Consider the following 24,649-nt stretch of genomic DNA (forward strand, 5'->3'; position numbering starts at 1 on the left):
AGATCCCCGACCACCGCCCGGATCAGGCGCTTTGCCCGTTTGCCGGTCGCTAGCGTGCTGCTCGCACCCACCCCCCGTGAAACCGCGAAAGCAGGCACGCGATGAGCAGCACGCACCGGCGCAAGGTCAGTGGCAGGAACAAGGCGATAGGCGGCGTCGTCGCCGCGGCCGTGATCGGCGGCGGCGCCCTCCTGTTCACCGGGACCGCGCAGGCGGCCGGCGTCGGCGCCGCGTACACTAGGACCAGCGACTGGTCCACCGGCTACACGGGTCAGTACGTCATCACGAACGACAGCGGCCAGGTCAAGAAGGACTGGACGCTGGAGTTCGACCTGCCCACCGGAGCCAAGCTCAGTTCGCTGTGGAACGGCCGGTCCGAGGTGAGCGGACGGCATGTCACCGTGACGCCGCCGTCCTGGGACACCGACGGCCTGGCCGCCGGCAAGTCCGTGACCATCGGCTTCGTCGTGAACGGCACCGCGGACCCGAGCGGCTGCCTGATCGACGACGCCAAGTGTTCGGCGGACGGCGGGGCGACGCCCGAGCCCAGCGGCCGCCCGTCCGAGACGGCGAAGCCCGAGCCGAGCGCCACCCCCACGAAGAGCCCGAGCCCGAGCACGTCGGCCCCCACCACCCCCGCGCCCACCCAGACGCCGGGCAGCGGCACGAGCACGGACGCGGGCTTCGCGCCCTACGTCGACACGTCCCTCTACCCGGCCTTCGACCTGGTCGCGAACGCCGCGGCGACCGGCGTGAAGGACTACAACCTCGCCTTCGTCACCGACGGCGGCGGCTGCACCCCCAAGTGGGGCGGCGTCACCGACCTCGGCAGCGACGCGGTCGCCGGCCAGATCGGCGCGCTGCGGGCCAAGGGCGGCGACGTCCGGGTCTCCTTCGGCGGCGCGGCCGGTTCGGAGCTGGCGACCACGTGCTCGTCCGCGGACGCGCTCGCCACGGCGTACGGCAAGGTCGTGGACGCGTACAAGCTCACCAAGGTCGACTTCGACGTGGAGGGCGGCGCGCTGCCGAACACGGCTGCCAACACCCGGCGCGCGCAGGCCATCGCCAAACTGCAGAAGGCCCACCCCGGCATCGACGTCTCCTTCACGCTCCCGGTGATGCCCGAGGGCCTGACCCAGGACGGTGTGAGCCTGCTCGCCAACGCCAAGGCGAACGGCGTGGCCGTCGACACCGTCAACATCATGGCGATGGACTACGGGCCCGCGTACAGCGGCGACATGGGCACTTACGCCGAGCAGGCCGCCACCGCGACCCAGGCCCAGGTCAAGAGCGTCCTCGGGCTCTCCGACAGCGCGGCCTGGAAGGCGGTCGCCGTCACCCCGATGATCGGCGTCAACGACGTCACCAGCGAGATCTTCAAGGTGGACGACGCCACCCAGCTCGTGAACTTCGCCAGGTCGAAGGGGATCGGCTGGCTCTCCATGTGGTCCGCGACCCGTGACAAGCAGTGCGCGGGCGGGGCGAAGAACTACGCCGACGCCACGTGCAGCTCGATCGTCCAGGACCAGAACGCCTTCTCCAAGGCCTTCGGCGCCTACAAGTAACCCCCACCAGTAGGCCCTTCCCCACGGGGGAGAGCGCGCCCCGGCCGGACCTCCCCCCACCCGGCCGGGGCGCGCTCCGTTCCCCCGTTCCCCTCCCGCCCCCCCGGGCGGTGGTCTACTCGGCGGCGACCGGCGACGGCAGGGCGCCCGTCCGGGCCGCCTGCCCGTACCAGAGGGCGCTCGACTTCGGCGTACGGGCGAGGGTCGCGTAGTCCACGTACACCGCGCCGAAACGCTTGCCGTAGCCGTACGCCCACTCGAAGTTGTCCATCAGGGACCAGAGGAAGTAACCGCGGACGTCGGCGCCGTCGGTGATCGCGCCGCGCACCGCGGCGAGGTGGCCGTGCAGGTAGGCGATGCGCTCGGGGTCGTGCACACGGCCCTCGGGGTCCGGCTTGTCGTCGTAGGCGGCGCCGTTCTCGGTGATGTAGAGCGGCAGTCCCGGAGCCTCACGGGTGTAGCGCATGATCAGGTCGTGCAGGCCCGTCGGGTCGATCGTCCAGCCCATCTCGGTGCGCTCGCCCGGCGTCTGGTGGAAGGCGACGTCCTCCGAGCCCGGCCACGGCGAGAAGGCGCTCGCCCCGTGACCGTCCGCCCGCGGGCCGGTCGGCTCCGCTTCGGGGGCGGAGACCAGCGCGGGCGTGTAGTAGTTGAGGCCGAGCGCGTCCAGCGGCTGGTGGATCAGCTGGAGGTCGCCGTCCTGCACGTACGACCAGTCGGTGACGGAGGCCGTCGCCTCGAACAGGCTCTGCGGGTACGCGCCGTGCAGCATCGGGCCGTGGAAGACGCCGTTGGCGAGGTCGTCGATGCGCCGGGCCGCCGCAAGGTCGGCCGGGCTCTGCGAAAGCGGCCTGACGACCGAGGAGTTGAGGCTCACCGCCACCGTGTTGCGGGCGGGCATCGCGGAGCGCAGCGCCGATGTGCCGAGCCCGTGCGCCAGGTTGAGGTGGTGGGCCGCCCGCAGGGAGGCCGCCGGGTCGGTGCGGCCGGGGGCGTGCACACCGGAGGCGTAGCCCAGGAAGGCGCTGCACCAGGGCTCGTTGAGGGTGATCCACTGCTCGACGCGGTCGCCCAGCGCCTCTCCGACGATCTGCGCGTACTCGGCGAACCGCAGGGCCGTGTCCCGCTCCGGCCAGCCGCCCGCGTCCTCCAGCTCCTGCGGCAGGTCCCAGTGGTAGAGGGTGACCGCGGGCTTGATGTCGTGCGCCAGCAGCTCGTCGACCAGCCGGCGGTAGAAGTCCAGACCGCGCTGGACCGCGGGGCCGCGCCCGGTCGGCTGCACCCGGGGCCAGGAGATCGAGAAGCGGTACGCGTCCAGGCCCAGCTCCGCCATCAGCTTCACGTCGTCGCGGTAGCGGTGGTAGTGGTCCACCGCCACGTCCCCCGTCTCACCCCCCGCCGTCTTGCCCGGCGTATGGCTGAAGGTGTCCCAGATCGAGGGGGTCCGTCCGTCCTCACGCACCGCCCCCTCGATCTGGTACGCGGAGGTCGCCGCACCCCAGAGGAAGGCGGGAGGGAAGGTCACGGGCGTCACTGAATCGGGCATGGAAGCGCTCCCATAAGAGGTCGGGGAGACCGACGGTGAAGAGAAACGGAGGGGCGGGGGCCGGGGCGGCGATGACCCGGCCCCCGGAGCAGGGGGTCAGCCCTTGACGGCGCCCTGCATGATGCCGCCGACGATCTGCTTGCCGAACAGGGCGAAGACGAGCAGCAGCGGCAGGGTGCCGAGCAGCGCGCCGGCCATGATCAGGGACTGGTCCGGGGTGTACCCGCGGCCGAGGCCCGCCACCGCGACCTGCACGGTCGGGTTGCCGGTCTGGGTCAGGACCAGGAACGGCCACAGGAAGTCGTTCCACGTCTGCACGAAGATCAGCATGCCCAGGACGGCCATCGCGGGCCGCGCCGCCGGGAACACGATGTGCCACACCACGCGCCAGCTGCTCGCGCCGTCCACCCGGGCGGCCTCGATCAGCTCGTTCGGCAGCGCCTGGATCAGGTACTGCCGCATGAAGAAGACCCCGAAGGCGCTCACCAGGGAGGGGAAGATCACCGCCTGGAGCTGGTCGGTCCAGTCGAGCTTGGCGACCATCATGTAGAGCGGGATCACGCTGAGCTGCGGCGGGACCATCATGGTGCCGATGACGATCAGCATCATCGCGCCGCGGCCCCGGAAGTGCAGCTTGGCGAAGGCGAACCCGGCGATCGTGGACAGGAAGACGACGGTGGCCGCCGAGATCCCCGCCACGAGCGTGGTGTTGAACATCGCCTCGCCGAGATTGGCGTCCCCCCAGGCGAGGTCCAGGTTCTTGAAGAGGTTGGAGCCGAACCACAGCGGCGGCGGGGTCTGCGCCAGCCGGTTGGTGTCGCGCGAGGCGGCGATCGCCGTCCACACCAGTGGGAACAGCGAGCCGATGGTGAACAGGGCGAGGATCAGATAGGCGAGGGGACCGCCGTGCAGCTGTCCGCCCGCACGCGCCGACTTGGGGCGCCGGCTGCGCTTCGGCTCCTTGGGCACGGCGTCGGCGGGCGGACTCGTCAGGGTCGTCGTCACGGCCGGTTCTCCTTAGGTACTGGCGCGCAGCCGGCGCGAGATGACGTAGTTGACGATCCCGATCACGATGAGGATCAAGAACATGGTCCAGGCGATGGCCGAGGCCCGCCCGAGGTGCTGGTTGACCCAGCCCTGCTCGTACAGGTAGAGCCCGAGCGTCTGGAACTGGTGCTCGGCGCCGCCGGAGGCACCCTTGTTCTGGTCGAACAGCAGCGGCTCACCGAAGACCTGGCTCGCCCCGATCGTCGAGACGACCACGGTGAACAGGATCGTCGGGCGCAGCTGCGGCAGCGTGACGTGCAGGAACTGCTGCCAGCGCGAGGCGCCGTCCAGCGCCGCCGACTCGTACAGGTCCTGCGGAATGGCCTGCATCGCCGCCAGGTAGATCAGCGCGTTGTAACCGGTCCAGCGCCAGATGATGATCGTCGAGACCGCGATCTGCGAGGGCCACTTGTCGTTCTGCCAGTCGATGCTGTCGACGCCGACGAAGTGCAGCGCCCAGTTGATCATGCCGTAGTCGCGGCCGAAGAGCAGGACGAACACCAGGGACGCCGCGGCGATCGAGGTCGCGTACGGCGCGAGCATCGCGACCCGGTAGAACGTGGAGGCGCGCAGCTTGTAGTTGAGGATGTGGGCGAGGCCCATCGCCATCAGCAGCTGCGGGACGGTGGAGATGATGCCGATGGTCAGGGTGTTCTTCGCCGCGTTCCAGAAGAACTCGTCGTCGAAGATGCGCGTGTAGTTGCGCAGGCCCGCCCACTCCATGTCGGTGGGCGCCGTCAGCTCGACCGTGTGCAGCGAGGCCCAGCCCGTGTAGATCAGCGGGAAGAGGCCGAAGGCGAGGAAGAGCAGGAAGAACGGGGAGGCGAAGACGTACGGGCTCCACCGAAGGTCCCGCTGCCATCGCCGCGAGAGCCGGGCCCGGCGGCGGATGTCCGCCTCCGTGGGCGCCGCGGCCGGTACGCGGTCGGCCGGGGCCGCGCCCCCCTCCTTCACGGGGGGCGCGGCGGTGTCGTGCCGGGTGGACATACCGGTCACTTCTCCAGGTTGTTGTCGATGGTCTTCGTGGCCGTCTTCCAGGCGTCCGCGGGGGACTTGCCCTTCGTCACGAGGAACACGCCGTTGTCGGTCAGACCCTGCTGGATGATCTGGTCCTTCGGGCCGATCACCTGGACCGGGCTGTCCTTGGCGGCCGCCGCGAAGATGGTGCCGATCGGGGCGTCACCGAAGAAGTCGTTCTTGGCGCCGGTCACTTCGGGAAGCTCGTACGCCGTCTGCGCGCTCGGGAAGCTGCCCCGCTTGGCGAACAGGGTGGCCTGCTGCTTGGGCGCGGTCAGCCACGCGGCGAGCTTCGAGGCCTCCTTCACGTTCTTGCCGGCCTTGGGCACGGCGAGGAACGAGCCGCCCCAGTTGCCGCCCGCGGGCGCCTTGGCGACGTCCCACTTGCCCTTGGTGTCCTTGTTCGCCTTGGACGCGATGTAACCGAGCATCCACGGCGGGCAGGAGACCGCGGCGAACTTGCCGTTGGCGAACGCCTGGTCCCACGTCGGCTGGAACTGCGTGAGGTTGCCGGTCAGACCGTCCTTGGCCGCCCCGGCCGTCAGGTCGAAGGCCGACTTCACGGCGGGGTTGTCCTTGTAGATGACCTTGCCGGAGGCGTCGTAGAACTTCTCCGTCTCGCTGCCGAGGACCGCGTTCAGCAGGCCGCCGGGGGAGTCCAGGAAGGTGGTGCCCTTCGGCGCCTTCTTCTTGTACTCCTTGCCGACCTCGACGAACTTGTTCCAGTCGCCGCCCCACTTCTTCGCGAGTTCCTCGCGGTCGGTGGGCAGGCCGGCCTTCTCGAACATGTCCTTGCGGTAGCAGATGGCCATCGGGCCGATGTCGGTGCCGAGGCCGACCGTCGCCCCGTCCTTGGCGGTGGCCTGCTTCCACTTCCAGTCGAGGAAGTCGCCCTCCTTCACGCCCGAGACCTTGGAGAGGTCCACGAGCTTGGCGGCCTGGGTGTCGACGACCTCGGCGATGTTGCCGACCTCGACGCCCTGGATGTCGGCAAGACCGCTGCCCGTGGTGAGGTGGTTGACGAGAGCCGGGTAGTAGTTCTCGTTCCGCTCGGTGACGTTCTCCTGGATCTTGATGTCCGGGTTCAGCTTCTCGTACTCGTCGTACAGCCCGGCCTCCTTGAAGCCGAACGTGCCGAACAGACCAAGGGTGATCGTCGTCTTGCCCTTGCCGCCGCCCGACGAATTAGAGTCGCCATCGCCGTCGTCGGCACAGCCGGCCAGCAGCCCGGCGCCCAGCGCTGCGACGGCCGCGACGACCACCGCCTTGCGGGCGGTAAGGGAACGTGCTCGCATTGCATCCTCCTGTTGCCCTGACGTGCCGACCCCCCGGCCAACTGCATTGTTGGGCCCGTTAGTTCTCGCTGCGGCTCGGGCGGGGAACGTGCGGGATGTGTTTTGTCAGGTACCGTGGGAGCGCTCCCACATGTGATGTGTTGAAGAGTCGTCGGTTCACGCGGGGGTGTCAAGGGTGAGGACGCCGAGATATCTCTTCGGTTATCGGGCTGTTAACTAATCCCGGCGACGGAGCCTCCGCGGCCCGTCTCGGGGCGTCGCGCGCGGATCAAGACTGTTAGATTCCAGGCCAACGCGGTGTGACGCGGTGTGAAGGGAGGCGGACCATGGCAGGCCACGGAGCGCGGGGCCGGAGCGGCGGACGGCCGACTCTCGAGGAGGTCGCCGCGCGGGCCGGGGTGGGCCGCGGCACGGTCTCCCGGGTCATCAACGGCTCGCCGCGGGTCAGCGACGCCACGCGCGCGGCCGTCCAGGCGGCCGTCGCGGAACTCGGCTACGTCCCCAACACGGCGGCCCGCGCGCTCGCCGCCAACCGCACCGACGCCATCGCGCTCGTCGTCCCCGAGCCGGAGACCCGCTTCTTCTCGGAGCCGTACTTCTCCGACATGCTCCGGGGCGTGGGCGCCGAGCTCTCCGAGACCGAGATGCAGCTGCTGCTGATCTTCGCGGGCAGCGACCGGGAGCGGCAGCGCCTCGCGCAGTACCTGGCGGCGCACCGGGTGGACGGCGTGCTGCTGGTGTCCGTGCACGCGGACGACCCCCTGCCGGACCTGCTGTCCCAGCTGGAGATCCCGGCCGTGATCAGCGGCCGCAGATCCGCCCGGGAGACGCTTCCCTCGGTGGACTCCGACAACCTCGGCGGCGGCCGGGTCGCCGTCGAACACCTGATCGCGCAGGGGCGGCGGACCATAGCCCACCTGGCCGGCCGCATGGACGTCTTCGGCGCCCAGCGCCGCGTCGAGGGCTACCGCGAGGCCCTGCGCGCCGCGGGCCGCGAGGTCGACGAGGACCTGATCGTGGCCGGCGACTTCACCGAGGAGGGCGGCCGCCGCGCGATGACCGAACTCCTCGCCCGCTGCCCCACCCTGGACGCGGTCTTCGCCGGCTCCGACGTCATGGCGGCCGGCGCCCGCCAGGTGCTGCGCGAGGTCGGCCGCCGTATACCGGACGACGTGGCGCTGGTCGGGTACGACGACTCCGCCATCGCCCGCCACATGGACCCCCCGCTGACCAGCGTGCGCCAGCCGATCGAGGAGATGGGCCGCGTGATGATCGACCTGCTGCTTGGCGAGATCGCCGACCGCAGGCCCGTCGCCTCGCGCGATCTGGAGAGCCGTCAGGTGGTCCTGCCCACGGAACTGGTGGCGCGCGCTTCGTCCTGACCTCTCGTAGGGCAAGCTGGCGTGCATGGTCCTCCATCCCTTGCTGGCAGTCGACGAAGTCTCCGCCGTGGAGCCGTATCTGGGCCGGGTGGGTGAGGTGTTCACCGCGTTCCGGGAACAGGACTCCGGGTGCGTGTCGTACGGGGTCCGGCTGCTCGACGGCGCGTGCTGGTTCGTCAAGGAGGCGGTCACCGACGGCGCCCGCCAGTCGCTGGAGCGCGGCTGGGCGTTCCACCGCGCCGTACGGCACGCGGCCATCGTCCCCCAGGTCCACCGCATCGCGGTACGGGACACCTGGGCGGTCGTGATGCCCTGGCGCAAGGGCGAGGTGCTCTACCACCCCACCGGGACCGGGCAGCGCGACCGTACGAGCCCGCACACCCCGATGGCCCGCTTCCGCGCCCTGCCGACCGCGGACATCCTGCGCGCCTTCGACCGCGTCCTGGACGCCCACCTGGCCGTGGAGGGCGCCGGCCACGTCGCCGTCGACTTCTACGACGGGGCGCTGCTGTACGACTTCGCGGGCGGCGTGGCCCACCTCGTCGACCTCGACGAGTACCGTCCGGGCCCCTTCGTCGTGGAGGAGGAGCGGCTGCCGGGCTCCCGGCGGTACATGGCGCCCGAGGAGTTCGAGCGGGGCGCGGTGATCGACGCCCGTACGACGGTCTTCACCCTGGGCCGCACCGCGCGGCTGTTCCTGGACGCCGGGGACGAGGAGCGGGCCTGGCGGGGTACGGCACCGCAGCTCGCGGTCATCGAGCGCGCGACCCGGCAGGATCCCGCCGAGCGCTACGAGGACGTGGCCTCCTTCGCCGCCGCGTGGCGGGCGGTGCGCCCGGGCCGGGCCGCCTGAGCCACGGCCGGGCGCGGACGGCCCCTGAAACGCAGTCAGCCGGTGACCTGAACGAACAGGTCACCGGCTGACTACTCAGGGTGAGTGACGGGACTTGAACCCGCGACATCCTGGACCACAACCAGGTGCTCTACCAGCTGAGCTACACCCACCATGACCGGCGGTTCTCCGAAAGTGGTTTCCCCGACCGGCCGAGAAAAAGTGTACAGGGTCCGAAGGGGTGCTCGCGCCCGCCTTTCCGCGGGGCGGGCGCGGGACTATTCCACGGGCAGGACGTGCTTGGCGGCGATCGTGCGGGCGGTGTCCGAGTCGGGGCCCGGCTGGGGGACGAAGATCGCCTCGCGGTAGTAGCGCAGCTCCGCGATCGACTCGCGGATGTCGGCCAGGGCCCGGTGGTTGCCGTTCTTCTCGGGGCTGTTGAAGTACGCCCTCGGGTACCAGCGCCGGGCCAGCTCCTTCACGGAGGAGACGTCCACGATCCGGTAGTGCAGGTAGTCCTCCAGGGTCGGCATGTCCCGGAGCAGGAAACCGCGGTCGGTGCCGACCGAGTTCCCGCAGAGCGGGGCCTTGCCCGGCTCCTTGACGTGCTCCCGTACGTAGGCGAGCACCTGCTCCTCCGCGTCGGCCAGCGTCGTGCCGCCGGCCAGCTCTTCGAGGAGGCCGGAGGCGGTGTGCATGGTGCGCACCACGTCCGGCATGGTCTCCAGCGCCGCGTCGGGCGGGCGGATCACGATGTCCACCCCCTCGCCGAGTACGTTCAGCTCCGAGTCGGTGACCAGCGCGGCCACCTCGATGAGCGCGTCGTCGGACAGCGAGAGACCGGTCATCTCGCAGTCGATCCACACCATGCGATCGTTCATGTGTCTTACCCTACGGCCCGCTCCGGCCCGCCGGACCGCCCGTGCGCCCCGGGCACGCACGGCCCGGGGCGCACGGACGGTCCGGGCGGGAGCCCGTGGGCCCCCGCCCGGCCGGTGCTACGGCGCGCTGCGCTGCCCCGGCAGGCTCGGTCGGCCCGCCGCGTAGAAGTCCTGGCCGTGCTTGGCCGGGTCCGTGGACAGCGAGGTGGACGGGCCGATCGCGCCGGCGGCCGCCGTACGCCGGGTCTGCAGCGGCACCGGGCTCTCCTGGTGCAGCGCGGGAGCCGGTCCCGGCGGCCCCGCGGAGCCGTCCAGGTCGGAGGGCCGGTCGCCCTGCGGACGGCGCGCCCGGTAGGCGGCGCGGTACGCGGCGGGCGAGGAGCCGAGCTGGCGGCGGAAGTGCCCGCGCAGCGCCACCGGCGAGCGGAAGCCGCAGCGGCCCGCGACCTCGTCCACCGAGTAGTCCGACGTCTCCAGCAGCCGCTGCGCCTGGAGCACCCGCTGCGTGATCAGCCATTGCAGCGGAGCGCTGCCGGTGAGCGAGCGGAAGCGGCGGTCGAAGGTCCGCCGGCTCATGTAGGCGCGCGCGGCGAGGGTCTCCACGTCGAACTGCTCGTGGAGGTGCTCCAGCGCCCAGGCGACGACCTCGGCGAGCGGGTCGGCGCCGATCTCCTCCGGTAAAGAGCGGTCGAGGTAGCGCTCCTGGCCGCCGCTCCGGCGCGGGGGGACCACCAGCCGGCGGGCCAGCGCGCCGGCCGCCTCGTTGCCGTGGTCCGTCCGCACGATGTGCAGACAGAGATCGATTCCGGCCGCGGTGCCGGCCGAGGTCAGTACGTCCCCGTCGTCCACGAACAGCTCGCGTGGGTCGACGTGCACCGACGGATAGCGCTTGGCCAGCGTCGGCGCGTACATCCAGTGGGTGGTGGCCGGCCGTCCGTCCAGCAGCCCGGCGGCGGCCAGCACGAAGGCGCCGGTGCACAGCCCGACGATGCGGGCCCCCTCCTCGTGCGCCCGGCGCAGTGCGTCGAGCGCCTCCTCCGGTGGCGGCGAGGTGATCGACCGCCAGGCCGGTACGACGACGGTGCCCGCCCGTGAGATCGCCTCCAGCCCGTGTGGCGCGGTGAGTTCGAGGCCCCCTGTGGTCCGCAGTGGGCCTTCCTCACCCGCGCTCACCAGGAGGCGGTAACGCGGTACGCCCGCGTCCTGGCGGTCGATGCCGAACACCGACAGCGGTATGGAGCTCTCGAAGATGGGGCCGCCGCTGAACAGCAGCACCGCGACGATCTCCTTGCGGCGTCGCCCGGAGAGTTTCCGGGCCGCGGCTTCCGGCGCGGCAGCGGAGTCGTGGCTCATACTGCTAAGCCCCCCTCGGTGGTCGCGGCACCCTTAACCTTTCGGGTCTGTCGCTCCAACACGTTTCCCCTCGGTCCTGCACGAGTCCCCCGCCGTAAGACAGTCATGATCGAATCTACTGTGTCGCGTGGTGCCGGCGTGACCAGTTCACCATCCGGCACATTGTCGACATGGCAACTTGGCGTGAAGCATTCGATCACGAAGCGTTGCACTCGTGGGCCGTGCAGGGAAGTGCGCCTTGTGCCGGTGGCCGGTCCCCATAGGGTGCGCATGTCCCCGGCGACCCTGTCCGTGCAGGTGGAACGGGGGTTGGGGGGTCGTTCGACCAAGCCATGCGCCGGTAAGTGAAGTTGGCTGAAAAGAAGCGGGGGCGTGCGCACAAACCGGTCAGTCGACCGGCGTATCTCCCCCTGTTCGACGGCCGCCTCTGTGCGCCCCGGGACCGTTCCTCCCGTGTGCCCCGGCAGCCCCGTGGGAACCACCCCGCCCGCCGTGGCCGCCGGCCATCGCGTGCGCGCCGCCCCGTCCCCACTCGCTCCTGCCGGGGCCCTCGCCCCGCGGCGGACCGGGCCGGCCGTGCCGCCCGCGGTGCTGCGGCTCCTCCTGTGCGCGCAGCCGGGCGGCGCCCCGTTCGGACTGCCTCAGCAGCATCCGGCAGGCGGCGGTCACCGCTCCGAGCCCGAGCGCCGTGCCGGCCGCGCCGGCGAGCGAGGTGCCGTACAGGACGAGCACCACGGGGACCAGGACGCAGCTGAAGGCGGCCCAGCGCACGACGTCGCTCGCCGTGTCCTGCGGGGGCGGCGCGGGCGGACGCGGCGCGGGGGCGGACTGGGACGCGGTCTCTGGTGCGGGCACGCTGTGCTCCCTGGTGCTCCCGTGCTTCCCATGGTCGTGGCTCACCCGGTTCAACGCGTGTTCGAGCGCCCGGTCACTGCCCGGACGCCGAAGACCGGCCGGACCCCGCCCCGCCGCGTCGGGCCGGGGTCCGGGCCGCGCTCGGGTGAACCCCGTGCAAACCGCCTGTACGGGGCAGCAACCATTGCGTTACGGGCGCCCCCTCATGCATGCTCCCTGGAACCCCGCGCGGCAGGCGCGGGATATGGGCAGAGGAGGCGTGCCGCCGTACCCTTGGGGGTATGGGGTTGGGAAGGTGATTCCCGGACACACAGCTCCGCCGCTCTCTGTCGTCCCACCCACGAGGATCCACACGCCGAGACACTCATGGCCGGTCACGAATTCTTCGATCCCGCGGACCGCAAGCGCCCGCTCGCCGATCCCACGGCGGCCGAGCCCTTGGCGGCGGAAGAGCCACGTCGTTCCTGCGACCCCGCGTTCAAGCACGGCGTGGTCGTCGGCTTCGACGGCTCCACGTCCAGCGAGCGGGCGCTCGCGTACGCGATCGGCATGGCCCACCGCTCCGGTTCGGGCCTGATCATCGTGCACGTGGCCAACCGGCTGCCGACCACCGTCTGGGCGGGCTGCGAGCCCCCCGTCTTCGTGGACGTGCCGGACCACCGCACCGAGGTCCTCGGGCTGGAGCTCGCCTGCGCGGAGTACCTGTCCGACGTGCCCTGGATCCTCGTCGAGCGCGGGGGCGACATCTGCCACGAGCTCGAAGAGGTGGGGCAGGAGTACGAGGCGGACGCGATCGTCGTCGGTTCCACGCACGGCATCGTCGGGCGCATCTTCGGCTCGGTGGCCGGCCGGCTCGCCAAGCGCGCCCGGCGGCCCGTCGTCGTCATCCCCTAGCGCGCCGCGCCCCTCACGCGCCCTTCGAGTGCAACTCGCTCCCATCCCAGGTGGGATGAGGGGCGGGTAGCTCGGTTCCCTCGCCGTATCGCGTCAATCTACCGACGCGTAGAGGTGTTTGTGCCTTTGTGAAGGGCATATACCGGTCGCCGGTCCCGGTATGTCGGCCCGGGACCCTCGCGGACGCGCCGCCGGCCGGGGGGTGACGGCCACCGGCTGAAGCAGGCGCGGGCCGGGGCAATGGGCGGCCCCGGCCCTGACAGAGCGACCCCCTGCGCGAAGGTGGCACACGCAGGGGGTCGTTCACGCTCCGGCGGGCCCAAGTCCCGTGTCCGGCGGGCGGATTACTCCACCGTCACCGACTTGGCCAGGTTGCGCGGCTTGTCGATGTCCCGGCCCAGGGCCAGCGCCGTGTGGTAGGCGAGGAGCTGGAGCGGGATGCCCATGAGGATCGGGTCGAGCTCGTCCTCGTTCTTCGGGACGACGATCGTCTGGTCGGCCTTCTCCTGCTCGCGGTGGGCGACGGCGAGGATCTTGCCGCTGCGGGCCTTGATCTCCTCCAGCGCGGCGCGGTTCTTCTCCAGCAGGTCGTCGTCCGGGACGATCGCGACGGTCGGCAGCGCGGGCTCGATGAGCGCGAGCGGGCCGTGCTTCAGCTCGGAGGCGGGATAGGCCTCGGCGTGGATGTACGAGACCTCCTTCAGCTTCAGCGAGGCCTCGCGGGCCACCGGGTAGCCGCGCACCCGGCCGATGAAGAGCATCGAGCGGGCCTCGGCGTAGTTCTCGGCCAGCTTCTTGATCTCGTCCTCGCGCTCCAGGATCTCGGAGATCTGGGCGGGCAGCTTGCGCAGGCCCTCGATGATCCGCTTGCCGTCGCGCACCGACAGGTCGCGGGTGCGGCCCAGGTGCAGCGCGAGCAGCGCGAAGGCCACCGTGGTGTTGGTGAAGCACTTGGTGGAGACGACGCACACCTCGGGGCCGGCGTGCACGTACATGCCGCCGTCGGCCTCGCGGGCGATCGCCGAACCGACGACGTTGACCACGCCGAGGACGCGGGCGCCCTTGCGCTTGAGCTCCTGGACGGCCGCCAGCACGTCGTAGGTCTCACCCGACTGGGAGACCGCGACGTAGAGGGTGTCGGGGTCCACGACCGCGTTGCGGTAGCGGAACTCGGAGGCGGGCTCGGCGTCCGCGGGGATGCGGGCCAGCTCCTCGATCATCTGGGCGCCGATCATGCCCGCGTGGTACGAGGTGCCGCAGCCGAGGATCTTCACCCGGCGGATCTGGCGCGCCTCGCGGGCGTCCAGGTTCAGGCCGCCGAGGTGCACGGTGGAGAAGCGGTCGTCGATGCGGCCGCGCAGCACGCGGTCCACGGCGTCGGCCTGCTCGTGGATCTCCTTGTGCATGTACGTGTCGTGGCCGCCCATGTCGTACGACTCGGCCTCCCACTCCACGGTGGTCGGCTCGGCCGTGGTGCGGGTGCCCTCGGTGGTGTACGTGCGGAAGTCGTCGGCCTTGAGGGTGGCCATCTCGCCGTCGTCGAGGGTGACGATCTGGCGGGTGTGGGTGACGAGCGCGGCGACGTCGGAGGCGACGAACATCTCCTTCTCGCCTATGCCGAGGACGACGGGGGAGCCGTTGCGGGCCACCACGATGCGCTCGGGGAAGTCGGCGTGCAGGACCGCGATGCCGTAGGTGCCCTCGATGACGCGCAGCGCCTCGCGGACCTTGTCCTCCAGCTTCTCGGCCTGCGAGCGGGCGATGAGGTGGGTGAGGACCTCGGTGTCCGTCTCGGAGAGGAACTCGACGCCGTCGGCCTCCAGCTTCCTGCGCAGGTCGCCGGCGTTGTCGATGATGCCGTTGTGGACGACGGCGACCTTGCCGTCGTGCGAGAGGTGCGGGTGCGCGTTCACGTCGGAGGGGGCGCCGTGGGTGGCCCAGCGGGTGTGCGCGATGCCGGTGGTGCCCTTGAAGCGCGCGGGGACCTTGGCCTCCAGGTCGCGGACCCGGCCCTTGGCCTTCACCATCTTCAGGCCGGCCGCCTTGGGGGTGGTGACGACGATGCCCGCCGAGTCGTAGCCCCGGTACTCCAGGCGCTGCAGGCCCTCCAGGAGCAGTGGTGCCACGTCACGCCTGCCGATGTAACCGACGATTCCGCACATACGTCTTCCGGTTCCCCTCTGTCGTTCTGTTCGCTGTGTCGTCCGGGTCCGCCGTCGGGCGGTCAGCCGTAGACGATGCGGCGCAGCTGCCGGAGCGTGAGCTCGGGCGGCGCGACCGCGCGGTACTTCAGGTCCGCCTCGATCCGTTCGAAGATCGACGTGTTCACCAGGCCCTGGGCCTGGAGCTCGCGGTGGCGGCGACGGACGTATTCCTCGGTCGTCTCGTCGAAGTAGGCGAGCACGTCCTGGACCACCCGCAGTGCCTCGCCCCGGTTCAGGGCGGTGGAGCGCGTCAGATGATCAACAAGTTCGTCGTGCACCCGTTGATCCTGGGGTACGGGAAGGCGTTTCGCAAGAAACCTGCCCGATATCGGGCAGGGCAGTGTTGAAACTCTTATGGACCGCTGTTTGCGAGCTGTCCACCCTGCGTCCCGCGAAGCGTTGCTTGCCTGGAGCAACTTCTGGCCCCATGGACATACCACGCATGGGCGTACCGGAGCGGCTCGCCGACCGGATGAGCATGGCCGAGCAGCACGAATACCTCCGGGCGCGCTTCTCGCGGCGCACGATGATGCGCGGCGGCGCCGTCACCCTCGGCGCCGTCGCCGGCGGCGTCTTCGTACCGGGCGCGAGCGCGCGGGCCGCGACCGCGTCGTCCGCGGCACCCGCCCGGGCGACGAGCACCGGGAAGGTGGACGGCGCCCTCGTCGCCCCCTTCGGCCGCCACCTCGCCTACGGCGCCGACCCGCGCACCGAGATGACGGTCTCCTGGCAGGTCCCGGTCGCCGTCCGCAGGCCCTACATCCGCATCGGCGCGCACCCCTGGGACCTCTCCCGCAAGATCGAGGCCGAGGTCCGCGAGCTGTTCACGCCGGCCGGCGTCGGCGCGAGCGGCGACCACACCCAGTACTACCTGCACGCCCGCCTCACCCGGCTGCGCCCGGGCAGGACCTACTACTACGGCGTCGGCCACGACGGCTTCGACCCGGCGTCCGCCCACCTCGCAGGCACCCTCGGCACCTTCACCACCGCCCCCGCGCACGCGCGGCCGTTCACCTTCACGGCCTTCGGCGACCAGGGCGTCAGCTACCACGGCCTGGCCAACGACAGCCTGATCCTCGCCCAGAACCCCGCCTTCCACCTGCACGCGGGCGACATCGCCTACGCCGACCCCGCGGGCCAGGGCAAGAGCGCCGACACCGGCTTCGACTCGCGCACCTGGGACCAGTTCCTCGCCCAGACCGAGTCGGTCGCCAAGCAGGTGCCGTGGATGGTCAGTTACGGCAACCACGACATGGAGGCCTGGTACTCGCCCAACGGCTACGGCGGCGAGGAGGCGCGCTGGCAGCTGCCGGAGAACGGCCCGGACAAGGCGAACCTGCCCGGCGTCTACACCTTCACGCACGGCAACACCGCCGTGATCTCGCTGGACGCCAACGACATCTCCTTCGAGATCCCGGCCAACCTCGGCATCTCCGGCGGCACCCAGACGAAGTGGCTGGAGGCGCAGCTCAAGAAGTACCGGGCCGCGAAGGACATCGACTTCGTCGTCGTCTTCTTCCACCACTGCGCGTACTGCACCTCCACCGCCCACGCCTCCGAGGGCGGGGTCCGCGACGAGTGGGTGCCGCTCTTCGAGAAGTACACCGTCGACCTGGTGATCAACGGCCACAACCACGTCTACGAGCGCACCGACGTCGTCAAGGGCGGCAAGGTGGCCAAGGAGCTGCCGATCGGCGGCACCGCGTACCCCGAGACGGACGGCGTCGTGTACGTGACGGCGGGCGCCGCCGGGCGCAGCCTGTACGCGTTCAGCGCCACCGAGTCCTACCAGGGCCACGAGAAGGACCTGGAGTCGGTGTCGTCGTTCGTTTGCGTCGACGGCGACCGGCAGAACGAGACGGTCGCCTGGTCGCGGGTGCGCTACCTCGACTACTCGTTCCTGCGGGTCGACGTGACGCCCGCGCCGAAGGGCCGCACCGCCACGCTGACGGTGCGCGGGATCGCCGAGACGGGCGAGGAGGTCGACCGGTTCACGGTGGCCCGCCGGGTCTGAGCCACCGGGGCGGCGGTCCTCACATCCTCCTGAGGACCGCCTGCTTGGCCAGCGCGAACTCCTCGTCCGTCAGGACGCCCGAGCGGTGCAGCTCGCCCAGTTCACGCAGCCGGCGCAGCAGGGCGTCATGGCCGTCCTCGGCCGGCTCTCCGGCGGTGAGCGCCTTCGGGCTCTCCGGCGGTGCCTCCCGCGCGGCGGCGGCCGGGTGCGGAAGCCGGGCCTGCACCGCCGCCGCCACCAGCGCCATCAGCGGGTCCTTCCGGAAGCCCCACAGCTGCACGGAGTTGGGGTCGTACTTCGGCGGCACCTTCGTCCGCTCGCCGCGCACCGTGAAGCGCAGGTAGCCGTCCTCCAGGCCGACCGAGGGCTGCCACTCCACGCCGATGATGTCGGTGACGGCGAGGGTGCGGGCGCCGGCCGCCGCTTTCGCGTCCTCCGTCTTCCAGTTCCACTCCAGGCGCACCCGCTCCCCGTCGAAGCCCGCCGTGCCGTCGCCCGCGGACACCGACAGCGGCACCGCGGGGCCGGGCAGCAGGTACGAGGCCACCGGGTCCGCCGGAATCCCCTCCAGGAGCAGGGAGTTGCGGACCTCCTCCACCAGGTACTCGGCCACCCCGTAGCGGTCCGACTCGACCACGAGCTGGTACGGGTCGGCCGCGTCGGTGAGCCTGCCTCCGGTCGCCTGGAGCAGCGGGTCCGCGCCCTCGCGCAGCCGCAGCCGCAACCGGCCCGCCTTACGGCCCTGTTCGAAGGAGATGCCCGCCAACGCCTCAAGGGGGACGGTCAGTTCACCCAGTGTCCGGCGCAGCAGGCCGACGCTCTTGTCGCGGCCCGGAGTCAGGCGCAGTGCGTCGCCCTCGAAGGTCCACGTGCCGTCCCGCTGGATGATTTCCGCCATGAGAGGGATTGTTTCACCGGCTGTGCGGGAGAGTGGTCTATACCGATCCGGGTCCAGACCAGGGGACCCCACCGGAGCTCGTGGAGCTTCATGGAAGGGAGCGCATGTGAGACAGCACCACAGAACGCCCCGCCTGCTCGGTACGCTGCTGCTCGTGGTGGCTGCCGGTATCTCCGTCGTCGGCGCGGCTCCTGCCGCGACCGGCGTCCCCGTCCCGCTGGGCCAGGTCGTCCCGGCCCCCCTCTCGGTCGAGGCGAAGGGGGCGCCGTACCGCATCACCGGCGACACCCGCATCCGCGTCGACGACTCGCCCGGGGCCCGCCGCGTCGGCGAGTACCTCGCGGACGTGCTGCGGCCCTCCACCGGCTACCGGCTGCCCGTCACCTCGCGCGGCGGGGACGGCATCCGGCTGCGGCTCGGCTCGAACTCCGCGCGCGCACTGGGCGACGAGGGCTACCGCCTCGACAGCGGCAGATCCGGCGTCACCATCACCGCGCGCAAGGCAGCCGGGCTCTTCCACGGCGTCCAGACGCTGCGCCAGCTCCTGCCGGCCGCGGTCGAGAAGAGGTCCGCGCAGCCCGGCCCCTGGCTCGTCGCGGGCGGCACCGTCAAGGACGCCCCGCGCTACGGCTACCGCGGCGCGATGCTCGACGTCTCCCGGCACTTCTTCACGGTCGCCCAGGTAGAGCGGTACATCGACCAGCTGGCGCTCTACAAGATCAACAAGCTGCATCTGCATCTCTCCGACGACCAGGGCTGGCGCATCGCGATCGACTCCTGGCCGCGCCTGGCCACCCACGGCGGCTCGACCCAGGTCGGCGGCGGAACGGGCGGGTTCTACACGAAGGACCAGTACCGGCGGATCGTACGGTACGCGGCCTCACGCCACCTGGAGGTCGTCCCGGAGATCGACATGCCGGGGCACACCAACGCGGCCCTCGCCTCGTACGCCGAGCTGAACTGCGACGGCGTGGCCCCCGAGCTGTACACCGGCACCGAGGTCGGCTTCAGTTCGCTGTGCGTCGACAAGCCGGTGACGTACGACTTCGTGGACGACGTGATCCGTGAACTGGCCGCGCTCACCCCGGGCCGCTATCTGCACATCGGCGGCGACGAGGCGCACTCCACCAGCCACGCGGACTACGTGGCCTTCATGGAGCGGGTGCAGCCCGTGGTCGCCCGGTACGGCAAGACGGTGATCGGCTGGCACCAGCTGACCGGCGCCACCCCGGTGAAGGGCGCGCTGGCCCAGTACTGGGGACTGGACGACACGAGCGCCGCCGAGAAGGCCCAGGTCGCGAAGGCCGCCCAGAACGGGACGGGGCTGATCCTGTCCCCGGCCGACCGCGTCTACCTCGACATGAAGTACACCGCGGACACCCCGCTCGGCCTCGACTGGGCGGGTCTCGTCGAGGTGCGGCGGTCCTACGACTGGGATCCGGGCGCCTATCTGCCCGGCGCCCCCGCGTCGGCCGTCCGAGGTGTCGAGGCGCCGCTGTGGACCGAGACGATCCTGAACTCGGACCACATCGAGTACATGGCGTTCCCGCGCCTGCCCGGCGTGGCCGAGCTGGGCTGGTCGCCGGCCACGGCCCACGACTGGGACGCGTACAAGGTGCGGCTCGCCGCGCAGGCCCCGCGCTGGGAGGCGCTGGGCATCGACTACTACCGCTCACCGCAGGTGCCCTGGCCCGCCCCCTAGGACGCGGGACGCGGGACGGAGGTGGGGCCCGGGAGGACCGTCTCCCGGGCCCCACCTCGGCTTTCAGAGGCCCGCGATGGGGTTCTTCAGGGTCCCGACGAGCTGAAGCGCGCCGGACGGGTCGGCCAGGTCCACCATCTGCCGGTTGTCGCGCAGCTGGAGCCGGTTGAGGCAGGACAGGGCGAACTCAGGGGCGAACAGGTCGTACTGGCGGAACTTGTCCGCGAGTTCGGGCGTCGCGTCCTGGTACTCGCGCACGCACTCGGCGACCGTCCGCCAGAAGCCGTCCTCGTCGAGGATCCCCTCGGAGGCGAGGTTCGCCGCGAGGAAGCGGAAGAAGCAGTCGAAGACATCGGTGAAGATCGACAGCAGCTTCGTGTCCTCGGGCACCTCCACGCGGATCCGCTCGACCGCGGGCGGCAGCACCGCGTCCGGGTCCATGACCGCGATCTCCTCGGCGATGTCCTTGTAGACCGCCCGCCGGACCGCGCCGTCCTCCAGGACCAGGATCACGTTCTCGCCGTGCGGCATGTAGACGAGGTCGTAGGCGTAGAAGCTGTGCAGCAGGGGCGTGAGGTAGGCCCGCAGGTAGCCGCGCAGCCACTCCACCGGGGTCAGGCCCGACCGCTCGATCAGCGCGCCCGCGAAGGACGCCCCCTCGTGGTCGACGTGGACGAGCGAGGCCATCGTGGCCAGCGACTCGCCCTCCCTGAGCGAGGTCACCGGACTCTCGCGCCACAGCGCGGCGAGCATCTTGCGGTAGGGGGAGTAGCGGTCGGTGGCGGCCTCGTACTCCAGGTGGCGGTAGCCGACGGCGGCCCGCTCGCGGATGACCGTCAGGCCGGTGGACTTGAGCACCGGGTCGTTGTCGACGAGCTGCGCGAGCCAGTCGTTGATGGCCGGGGTCGCCTCCATGTAGGCGGCCGACAGCCCTCGCATGAAGCCCATGTTGAGGACCGACAGCGCGGTCTTCACGTAGTGCTTCTCCGGGTTGCTCGTGTTGAAGAACGTCCGGATCGACTGCTGGGCCAGGTACTCGTCGTCGCCCTCGCCGAGGCAGACCAGGTGCCGCCGGGCGACCTCGGCCGCGAAGGTCACGGTGAGCTTGTTCCACCACTGCCAGGGGTGGACCGGGATGAAGAGGTAGTCGGCCGGGTCGAGTCCCTCGGCGGTGAGCGTGGCGTGGAAGCGCCGGACGGTCTCCTCGCCCAGCTCCTCGCGCACGAACGACTCGTACTCGATGCCGACGCCCGCCGTGAAGGCGGCCCGCGAGCGGTGCGCGGCCAGCCACACCAGCCGGACCGGGCTCGCGGTCTCCGGCGCGTACGAGAGGTACTCGTGCACGCCGAAGCCGAGCCGGCCGTTGTTGGCGACGAAGCAGGGGTGGCCCTCGGTCATCCCGGTCTCGATGGCCTGGAAGCCGCTCCTCGCCAGGTCGGCGGAGCTGGTCCGCGGCTTGGTGAGCTTGAAGCAGGTGCCGGACAGGGTGGAGGAGATCTCCTCCAGGTAGACCGGCAGGACCTCGTCGCTCAGGCCCAGCGACGACCGCAGCTCGATGACGAAGTCCAGCGCGGCGAGCGGGAGTTCGCGTCCGTCGCGGTGACGGGTGACGGACGCCGCGTCCACCTCCCAGTGGTCGAGCGCGCGGCGGCGGGCGGTGAAGCCGTAGCGGGTGAGCCCGTCGTCGCTGTGGACGGTGTAGCGGTCGCCGCCCCGCGGCAGCGGCGTGATCAGCCGCTCGTGGGCGAACTCGGCGAGCGCCTTGCGGATCAGCAGGCGGTTGGCCTCGGCCCAGCGCTCGGGGGAGAGGTGGGCCACGGCGTCGGACAGGGTCATGTCGCCACTCCTCGGACGGCGGCGAGGACCGCCGCCTCGCGGGCCGTCAGGTACTGCTCCCGGGTGCAGAAGCTCAGCAGCGCCCGCTTCTCCGGCTTGTCTATCTCGCGGTCGGGGACGAAGCCGACGGCCGCGTTCAGCGCGTGCACGGCCTTGTTGGACACGTCGGGCTCGACCACGACCCGCCGGGTGCGCGGGTCGGCGAACAGCTCGTCCATCACCGCGGTGATCACCGCCCGGGTGAACCCGTGCACGGGGGTGTCGGTCGGCGGCACCAGGAAGTGCATGCCGACGTCGCCCGGCTCGGGCTCGTACAGGCCGACGAGCTCGACGTACCTCGGGTCGTAGCGCTCCATCAGGAACGCGGGCTCGCCGTCCGACAGCCCGAGGAACGCGTCGTGGTGCTCGTGCGCGGCGATCGCCATGTACTCGCGCTCGACGTCCTCGAGTGCGGCGTCCTGCATCATCCAGAAGGCCGCCTTGGGATGCGTGACCCAGCCGTGCAGCAGCACGGCGTCCTTCAGGGGGTCGAGCGGGCGGAAGGTGAAACGGGTGCTCATACAGCGAACTCCTGGAACGCGATCGTCTTCTCGACGGGGTAGTACTCGGTGCCGAGCAGCTCCCGGATGATGTACGCGTTGCGGTACGCGCCCATGCCCAGGTCGGGACTCGTGATGCTGTGGGTGTGCACGCCGGCGTTCTGCAGGAAGACCCCGCGGCCGGTGACGTCGACGGCGTAGTTGCGGGCCACGTCGAAGTTGTTGCGGGAGTCGTAGCGCAGCCGGTCCCGGACCGGCTTGAGGAACTCCGGCTCGGCGTACTTGTAGCCGGTGGCCAGGATCAGCCCCTCGGAGGCGAGTTCGTAGTCCTTCTGCTGCTCCTCCTGGCGCAGTCCGAGCGTGTACGTGCCGTCCCGGTACTCCGCCCTGTGCAGCGAGGAGTTGGTGAGCAGCCGGGTGGGGACCGGGCCGCCGACGTTCTTCTGGTAGAGCAGGTCGAAGATCGCGTCGATCAGCTCCCCGTCGATGCCCTTGAACAGGCCCTTCTGCTCCTCCTGGAGGCGGTATCGGGTCGGCTCGGGCAGCGCGTGGAAGTAGTCGATGTACTCCGGGGAGGTCATCTCCAGCGTCAGCTTGGTGTATTCGAGCGGGAAGAAGCGCGGCGAGCGCGTCACCCAGTTCAGCTGGTAGCCGTGGACGTCGATCTCGCTCAGCAGGTCGTGGTAGATCTCGGCGGCGGACTGGCCGCTGCCGACCAGCGTGATCGACTTCTTCCGCTGGAGCTCCCGCTTGTGCTGCATGTAGCGGGAGTTGTGGATGAAGTCGCCGCCGAGGCCGGCGCACGCCTCGGGGACGTACGGGGGAGTGCCGGTGCCGAGGACCAGGTGGCGGGCGCGGTAGGTCTCGCCGCCCTCGGTGCGCACGGCGTACACCTCGGCGCCCTCGTCGTACGTCACCTCCGCCACCGTCGTGCCGAAGCGGACGCAGCTCAGCTTGGAGGCGGCCCAGCGGCAGTAGTCGTCGTACTCGACGCGCAGCGGGTAGAAGTTCTCCCGGATGTAGAACGCGTACAGACGGCCCGATTCCTTCAGGTAGTTGAGGAAGGAGTAAGGGGAGGTCGGGTCGGCGAGCGTGACGAGGTCCGACATGAAGGGGGTCTGGAGGTGGGCGCCCTCCAGGAACATCCCGGAGTGCCACTCGAAGTCCGGCTTGGACTCCAGGAAGACGCCGTCCAGTTCGGCGATCGGCTCGGTGAGGCAGGCGAGGCCGAGGTTGAAGGGACCCAGCCCGATCCCCACGAAGTCGTGCACGCGGGTGGATTCAGGAAGCGCGGTCAAGGGACTCTCCCAGGTACTGCTCGGCGTGGCCGGCGATCAGACCGAGTACGGCGGCGATGTCGTCGGCCGTGGTCTCGGGATTGAGCAACGTGAACTTCAGGTAGTGGCGGCCGCCGACCTTGGTGCCCGCGACGACGGCGTCACCGGAGGCGAACAGGGCCTTGCGGGCGTACAGGTTGGCGCGGTCGATCTCGGCGGGGTCGGTGACGGCGGCCGGGATGTAGCGGAAGACGAGGGTGGACAGCGACGGCCGGACGACCACGTCGAAGCGCGGGTCGGCGGCGAGCAGCTCCCAGCCCTCGGCGGCCAGGTCGCAGACCTCGTCGAAGAGCTCCCCGATGCCGTCGGCGCCCATCACGCGCAGCGTCATCCACAGCTTGAGGGCGTCGAAGCGGCGCGTGGTCTGCAGGGACTTGTCGACCTGGTTGGGGATGCGCTCCTGCACCATGCGGCGGGGGTTGAGGTACTCCGCGTGGTAGGTGGCGTGGCGCAGCGTGGAGGCGTCGCGGACCAGCACCGCGGAGGAGCTCACGGGCTGGAAGAAGGACTTGTGGTAGTCGACGGTGACCGAGTCGGCGCGCTCGATGCCGTCGAGGCGGTCCCGGTTCTTCAGCGAGGTGAGCAGTCCGCAGCCGTAGGCGGCGTCCACGTGCATCCAGGCGCCGGACCGGGCGCACAGCTCCGCGATCTCGGGGAGCGGGTCGATGGAGCCGAAGTCGGTGCTGCCGGCGGTGGCGACGACGGCCATGGGGGTGAGGCCCTCGCGCTTGCAGCGGTCCAGTTCGTGCGCGAGGGCAAGGGTCTGCATCCGCTTGTCGTGGTCGACGGGGACGGAGACGACGCTGTCCGCGCTCAGGCCGAGGAGTTTGGCGGACTTCCGGACGCTGAAGTGGCTGACCTCGGAGGCGAAGATGCGCAGGGACCCGAGGTCGTCGGCCTTGGCCTCCTCGCGGGCCAGCAGCAGCGCCTGGAGGTTGGACTGGGTGCCGCCGCTGGTGAAGACGCCGTCGGCGGCCGGGCCGAGGCCGATGCGCTCGGCGGTCCAGTCGACGAGCCTGCGCTCGATGAGGGTGCCGCCCGCGGACTGGTCCCAGGTGTCGAGTGAGGAGTTGACGGCGGACAGGACGGCCTCGCCGAGCACGGCCGGGATCACGACCGGGCAGTTGAGGTGCGCGAGGTAGCGGGGGTGGTGGAAGTAGACGGCGTCCCGGAGGTAGACCTCCTCCAGTTCGTCGAGGACCGCGGTGGTGTCGTGCAGCGGGCGGTCCAGGTCGATCCGGTCGATGCGGGGCGCGAGTTCGTCGACCGTGACGCCGGTGAACGGACGGCCGGTGGTGGCGAGTTTGGCCGCCACCCGCTCGACTCCTTCAATCACGGAACGGCGGTACCGCTCCGCGGTCGTGTCATTGAGCAGGTGCGAGCGCATGTGGGGGTCCTCCGTGCGGGAGAGTCCGAGCCGGACGGGAGCGGGGCGGGACAAGGGAAAGGGGC

The 24,649-nt window shown here is 70.7% G+C and carries 20 protein-coding genes and 1 tRNA gene; 6 read left to right on the forward strand and 15 right to left on the reverse strand.

Features of this window, described 5'->3' with window-relative positions:
* The first annotated feature begins 101 nt into the window (after window positions 1–101).
* Entirely contained in the window at window positions 102–1,565 is a 1,464-nt protein-coding gene (locus ACZ4VA_RS01100) for a glycoside hydrolase family 18 protein (RefSeq protein WP_356237642.1), read from the forward strand.
* A gap of 115 nt (window positions 1,566–1,680) precedes the next feature.
* Here ACZ4VA_RS01100 and ACZ4VA_RS01105 read toward each other — a convergent pair whose 3' ends face one another.
* From ACZ4VA_RS01105 to ACZ4VA_RS01120, 4 genes are all read right to left on the reverse strand, one after another.
* The gene (locus ACZ4VA_RS01105) at window positions 1,681–3,111 is read right to left on the reverse strand and encodes a GH1 family beta-glucosidase (protein WP_389389612.1); all 1,431 of its coding nucleotides are present in this window, start codon (window positions 3,109–3,111) and stop codon (window positions 1,681–1,683) included.
* Window positions 3,112–3,207: 96 nt separating this feature from the next.
* Window positions 3,208–4,116 carry a carbohydrate ABC transporter permease gene (locus ACZ4VA_RS01110; protein ID WP_355787070.1) on the reverse strand — a complete coding sequence of 303 codons (909 nt, stop codon included), beginning with the start codon at window positions 4,114–4,116 and terminating at the stop codon, window positions 3,208–3,210.
* Between the two features lie 12 nt (window positions 4,117–4,128).
* Complete coding sequence (locus tag ACZ4VA_RS01115; protein ID WP_355787073.1) at window positions 4,129–5,145, reverse strand: carbohydrate ABC transporter permease; 1,017 nt, start codon at window positions 5,143–5,145, stop codon at window positions 4,129–4,131.
* Window positions 5,146–5,150: 5 nt separating this feature from the next.
* A complete protein-coding gene (locus ACZ4VA_RS01120) occupies window positions 5,151–6,470 on the reverse strand; it encodes an ABC transporter substrate-binding protein (RefSeq protein WP_355787076.1) in 1,320 nt (439 codons plus the stop codon).
* Between the two features lie 326 nt (window positions 6,471–6,796).
* On the opposite strand from ACZ4VA_RS01120, the gene ACZ4VA_RS01125 reads away from it, so the two are divergent.
* Window positions 6,797–7,852: a LacI family DNA-binding transcriptional regulator gene (locus tag ACZ4VA_RS01125; protein WP_355787079.1), complete on the forward strand. Its 1,056-nt coding sequence runs from the start codon at window positions 6,797–6,799 to the stop codon at window positions 7,850–7,852.
* A gap of 25 nt (window positions 7,853–7,877) precedes the next feature.
* A complete protein-coding gene (locus ACZ4VA_RS01130; RefSeq protein ID WP_356173122.1) occupies window positions 7,878–8,705 on the forward strand; it encodes a protein kinase family protein in 828 nt (275 codons plus the stop codon).
* Between the two features lie 79 nt (window positions 8,706–8,784).
* Here the strand turns inward: ACZ4VA_RS01130 and ACZ4VA_RS01135 are convergent.
* The 4 genes from ACZ4VA_RS01135 to ACZ4VA_RS01150 all read right to left on the reverse strand — a co-directional run bounded on the left by ACZ4VA_RS01135 (window position 8,785) and on the right by ACZ4VA_RS01150 (window position 11,773).
* Window positions 8,785–8,857, reverse strand: a tRNA-His gene (locus tag ACZ4VA_RS01135).
* Window positions 8,858–8,962: 105 nt separating this feature from the next.
* Window positions 8,963–9,565 carry an oligoribonuclease gene (orn, locus tag ACZ4VA_RS01140; RefSeq protein WP_356173120.1) on the reverse strand — a complete coding sequence of 201 codons (603 nt, stop codon included), beginning with the start codon at window positions 9,563–9,565 and terminating at the stop codon, window positions 8,963–8,965.
* A gap of 117 nt (window positions 9,566–9,682) precedes the next feature.
* Window positions 9,683–10,918, reverse strand: coding sequence for a helix-turn-helix domain-containing protein (locus tag ACZ4VA_RS01145; RefSeq protein ID WP_356164665.1), 1,236 nt, complete (start codon window positions 10,916–10,918; stop codon window positions 9,683–9,685).
* Between the two features lie 387 nt (window positions 10,919–11,305).
* On the reverse strand, window positions 11,306–11,773 hold the full coding sequence (locus ACZ4VA_RS01150; protein WP_388903863.1) for a hypothetical protein: 468 nt from the start codon (window positions 11,771–11,773) through the stop codon (window positions 11,306–11,308).
* A 366-nt stretch (window positions 11,774–12,139) separates the two neighbouring features.
* On the opposite strand from ACZ4VA_RS01150, the gene ACZ4VA_RS01155 reads away from it, so the two are divergent.
* Window positions 12,140–12,667 (forward strand): universal stress protein, encoded by a 528-nt coding sequence (locus ACZ4VA_RS01155; RefSeq protein ID WP_468079179.1) that lies wholly within the window; start codon window positions 12,140–12,142, stop codon window positions 12,665–12,667.
* Between the two features lie 344 nt (window positions 12,668–13,011).
* On the opposite strand, the gene glmS is transcribed toward ACZ4VA_RS01155, so the two are convergent.
* Window positions 13,012–14,829 (reverse strand): glutamine--fructose-6-phosphate transaminase (isomerizing), encoded by a 1,818-nt coding sequence (gene glmS / locus ACZ4VA_RS01160; protein WP_355781743.1) that lies wholly within the window; start codon window positions 14,827–14,829, stop codon window positions 13,012–13,014.
* Between the two features lie 62 nt (window positions 14,830–14,891).
* On the reverse strand, window positions 14,892–15,149 hold the full coding sequence (locus ACZ4VA_RS01165; RefSeq protein ID WP_356164669.1) for a hypothetical protein: 258 nt from the start codon (window positions 15,147–15,149) through the stop codon (window positions 14,892–14,894).
* Between the two features lie 164 nt (window positions 15,150–15,313).
* On the opposite strand from ACZ4VA_RS01165, the gene ACZ4VA_RS01170 reads away from it, so the two are divergent.
* On the forward strand, window positions 15,314–16,885 hold the full coding sequence (locus tag ACZ4VA_RS01170; RefSeq protein ID WP_356165062.1) for a purple acid phosphatase family protein: 1,572 nt from the start codon (window positions 15,314–15,316) through the stop codon (window positions 16,883–16,885).
* Between the two features lie 19 nt (window positions 16,886–16,904).
* On the opposite strand, the gene ACZ4VA_RS01175 is transcribed toward ACZ4VA_RS01170, so the two are convergent.
* Window positions 16,905–17,783, reverse strand: a complete 879-nt coding sequence (locus tag ACZ4VA_RS01175; protein WP_356237644.1) for a DUF4429 domain-containing protein — start codon at window positions 17,781–17,783, stop codon at window positions 16,905–16,907.
* Between the two features lie 106 nt (window positions 17,784–17,889).
* On the opposite strand from ACZ4VA_RS01175, the gene ACZ4VA_RS01180 reads away from it, so the two are divergent.
* Entirely contained in the window at window positions 17,890–19,485 is a 1,596-nt protein-coding gene (locus ACZ4VA_RS01180; RefSeq protein WP_388903860.1) for a beta-N-acetylhexosaminidase, read from the forward strand.
* A gap of 63 nt (window positions 19,486–19,548) precedes the next feature.
* Here the strand turns inward: ACZ4VA_RS01180 and ACZ4VA_RS01185 are convergent, their stop codons facing one another.
* Genes ACZ4VA_RS01185 through desA form a run of 4 tightly spaced genes read right to left on the reverse strand, consistent with a single transcriptional unit; the run spans window position 19,549 to window position 24,584 of the window.
* Window positions 19,549–21,321, reverse strand: a complete 1,773-nt coding sequence (locus tag ACZ4VA_RS01185; RefSeq protein WP_356164678.1) for an IucA/IucC family protein — start codon at window positions 21,319–21,321, stop codon at window positions 19,549–19,551.
* A complete protein-coding gene (locus tag ACZ4VA_RS01190) occupies window positions 21,318–21,881 on the reverse strand; it encodes a GNAT family N-acetyltransferase (protein WP_355787205.1) in 564 nt (187 codons plus the stop codon). Before ACZ4VA_RS01190 ends, ACZ4VA_RS01185 begins: the two co-directional genes overlap by 4 nt.
* Window positions 21,878–23,158: a lysine N(6)-hydroxylase/L-ornithine N(5)-oxygenase family protein gene (locus ACZ4VA_RS01195; protein WP_356164681.1), complete on the reverse strand. Its 1,281-nt coding sequence runs from the start codon at window positions 23,156–23,158 to the stop codon at window positions 21,878–21,880. Before ACZ4VA_RS01195 ends, ACZ4VA_RS01190 begins: the two co-directional genes overlap by 4 nt.
* The gene (gene desA, locus ACZ4VA_RS01200) at window positions 23,142–24,584 is read right to left on the reverse strand and encodes a lysine decarboxylase DesA (RefSeq protein WP_355787199.1); all 1,443 of its coding nucleotides are present in this window, start codon (window positions 24,582–24,584) and stop codon (window positions 23,142–23,144) included. Before desA ends, ACZ4VA_RS01195 begins: the two co-directional genes overlap by 17 nt.
* Window positions 24,585–24,649 lie beyond the last annotated feature (65 nt).

Source organism: Streptomyces sp. NPDC028308, assembly GCF_055565855.1.

Bases quoted from the DNA above. Each gene is read 5' to 3' on its own strand.
- ACZ4VA_RS01100 (WP_356237642.1), top strand. From the start codon at position 102: ATGAGCAGCACGCACCGGCGCAAGGTCAGTGGCAGGAACAAGGCGATA.
- ACZ4VA_RS01105 (WP_389389612.1), bottom strand. From the start codon at position 3,111: ATGCCCGATTCAGTGACGCCCGTGACCTTCCCTCCCGCCTTCCTCTGG.
- ACZ4VA_RS01115 (WP_355787073.1), bottom strand. From the start codon at position 5,145: ATGTCCACCCGGCACGACACCGCCGCGCCCCCCGTGAAGGAGGGGGGC.
- ACZ4VA_RS01120 (WP_355787076.1), bottom strand. From the start codon at position 6,470: ATGCGAGCACGTTCCCTTACCGCCCGCAAGGCGGTGGTCGTCGCGGCC.
- ACZ4VA_RS01125 (WP_355787079.1), top strand. From the start codon at position 6,797: ATGGCAGGCCACGGAGCGCGGGGCCGGAGCGGCGGACGGCCGACTCTC.
- ACZ4VA_RS01130 (WP_356173122.1), top strand. From the start codon at position 7,878: ATGGTCCTCCATCCCTTGCTGGCAGTCGACGAAGTCTCCGCCGTGGAG.
- orn (WP_356173120.1), bottom strand. From the start codon at position 9,565: ATGAACGATCGCATGGTGTGGATCGACTGCGAGATGACCGGTCTCTCG.
- ACZ4VA_RS01145 (WP_356164665.1), bottom strand. From the start codon at position 10,918: ATGAGCCACGACTCCGCTGCCGCGCCGGAAGCCGCGGCCCGGAAACTC.
- ACZ4VA_RS01155 (WP_468079179.1), top strand. From the start codon at position 12,140: ATGGCCGGTCACGAATTCTTCGATCCCGCGGACCGCAAGCGCCCGCTC.
- glmS (WP_355781743.1), bottom strand. From the start codon at position 14,829: ATGTGCGGAATCGTCGGTTACATCGGCAGGCGTGACGTGGCACCACTG.
- ACZ4VA_RS01170 (WP_356165062.1), top strand. From the start codon at position 15,314: ATGGGCGTACCGGAGCGGCTCGCCGACCGGATGAGCATGGCCGAGCAG.
- ACZ4VA_RS01175 (WP_356237644.1), bottom strand. From the start codon at position 17,783: ATGGCGGAAATCATCCAGCGGGACGGCACGTGGACCTTCGAGGGCGAC.
- ACZ4VA_RS01185 (WP_356164678.1), bottom strand. From the start codon at position 21,321: ATGACCCTGTCCGACGCCGTGGCCCACCTCTCCCCCGAGCGCTGGGCC.
- ACZ4VA_RS01190 (WP_355787205.1), bottom strand. From the start codon at position 21,881: ATGAGCACCCGTTTCACCTTCCGCCCGCTCGACCCCCTGAAGGACGCC.
- desA (WP_355787199.1), bottom strand. From the start codon at position 24,584: ATGCGCTCGCACCTGCTCAATGACACGACCGCGGAGCGGTACCGCCGT.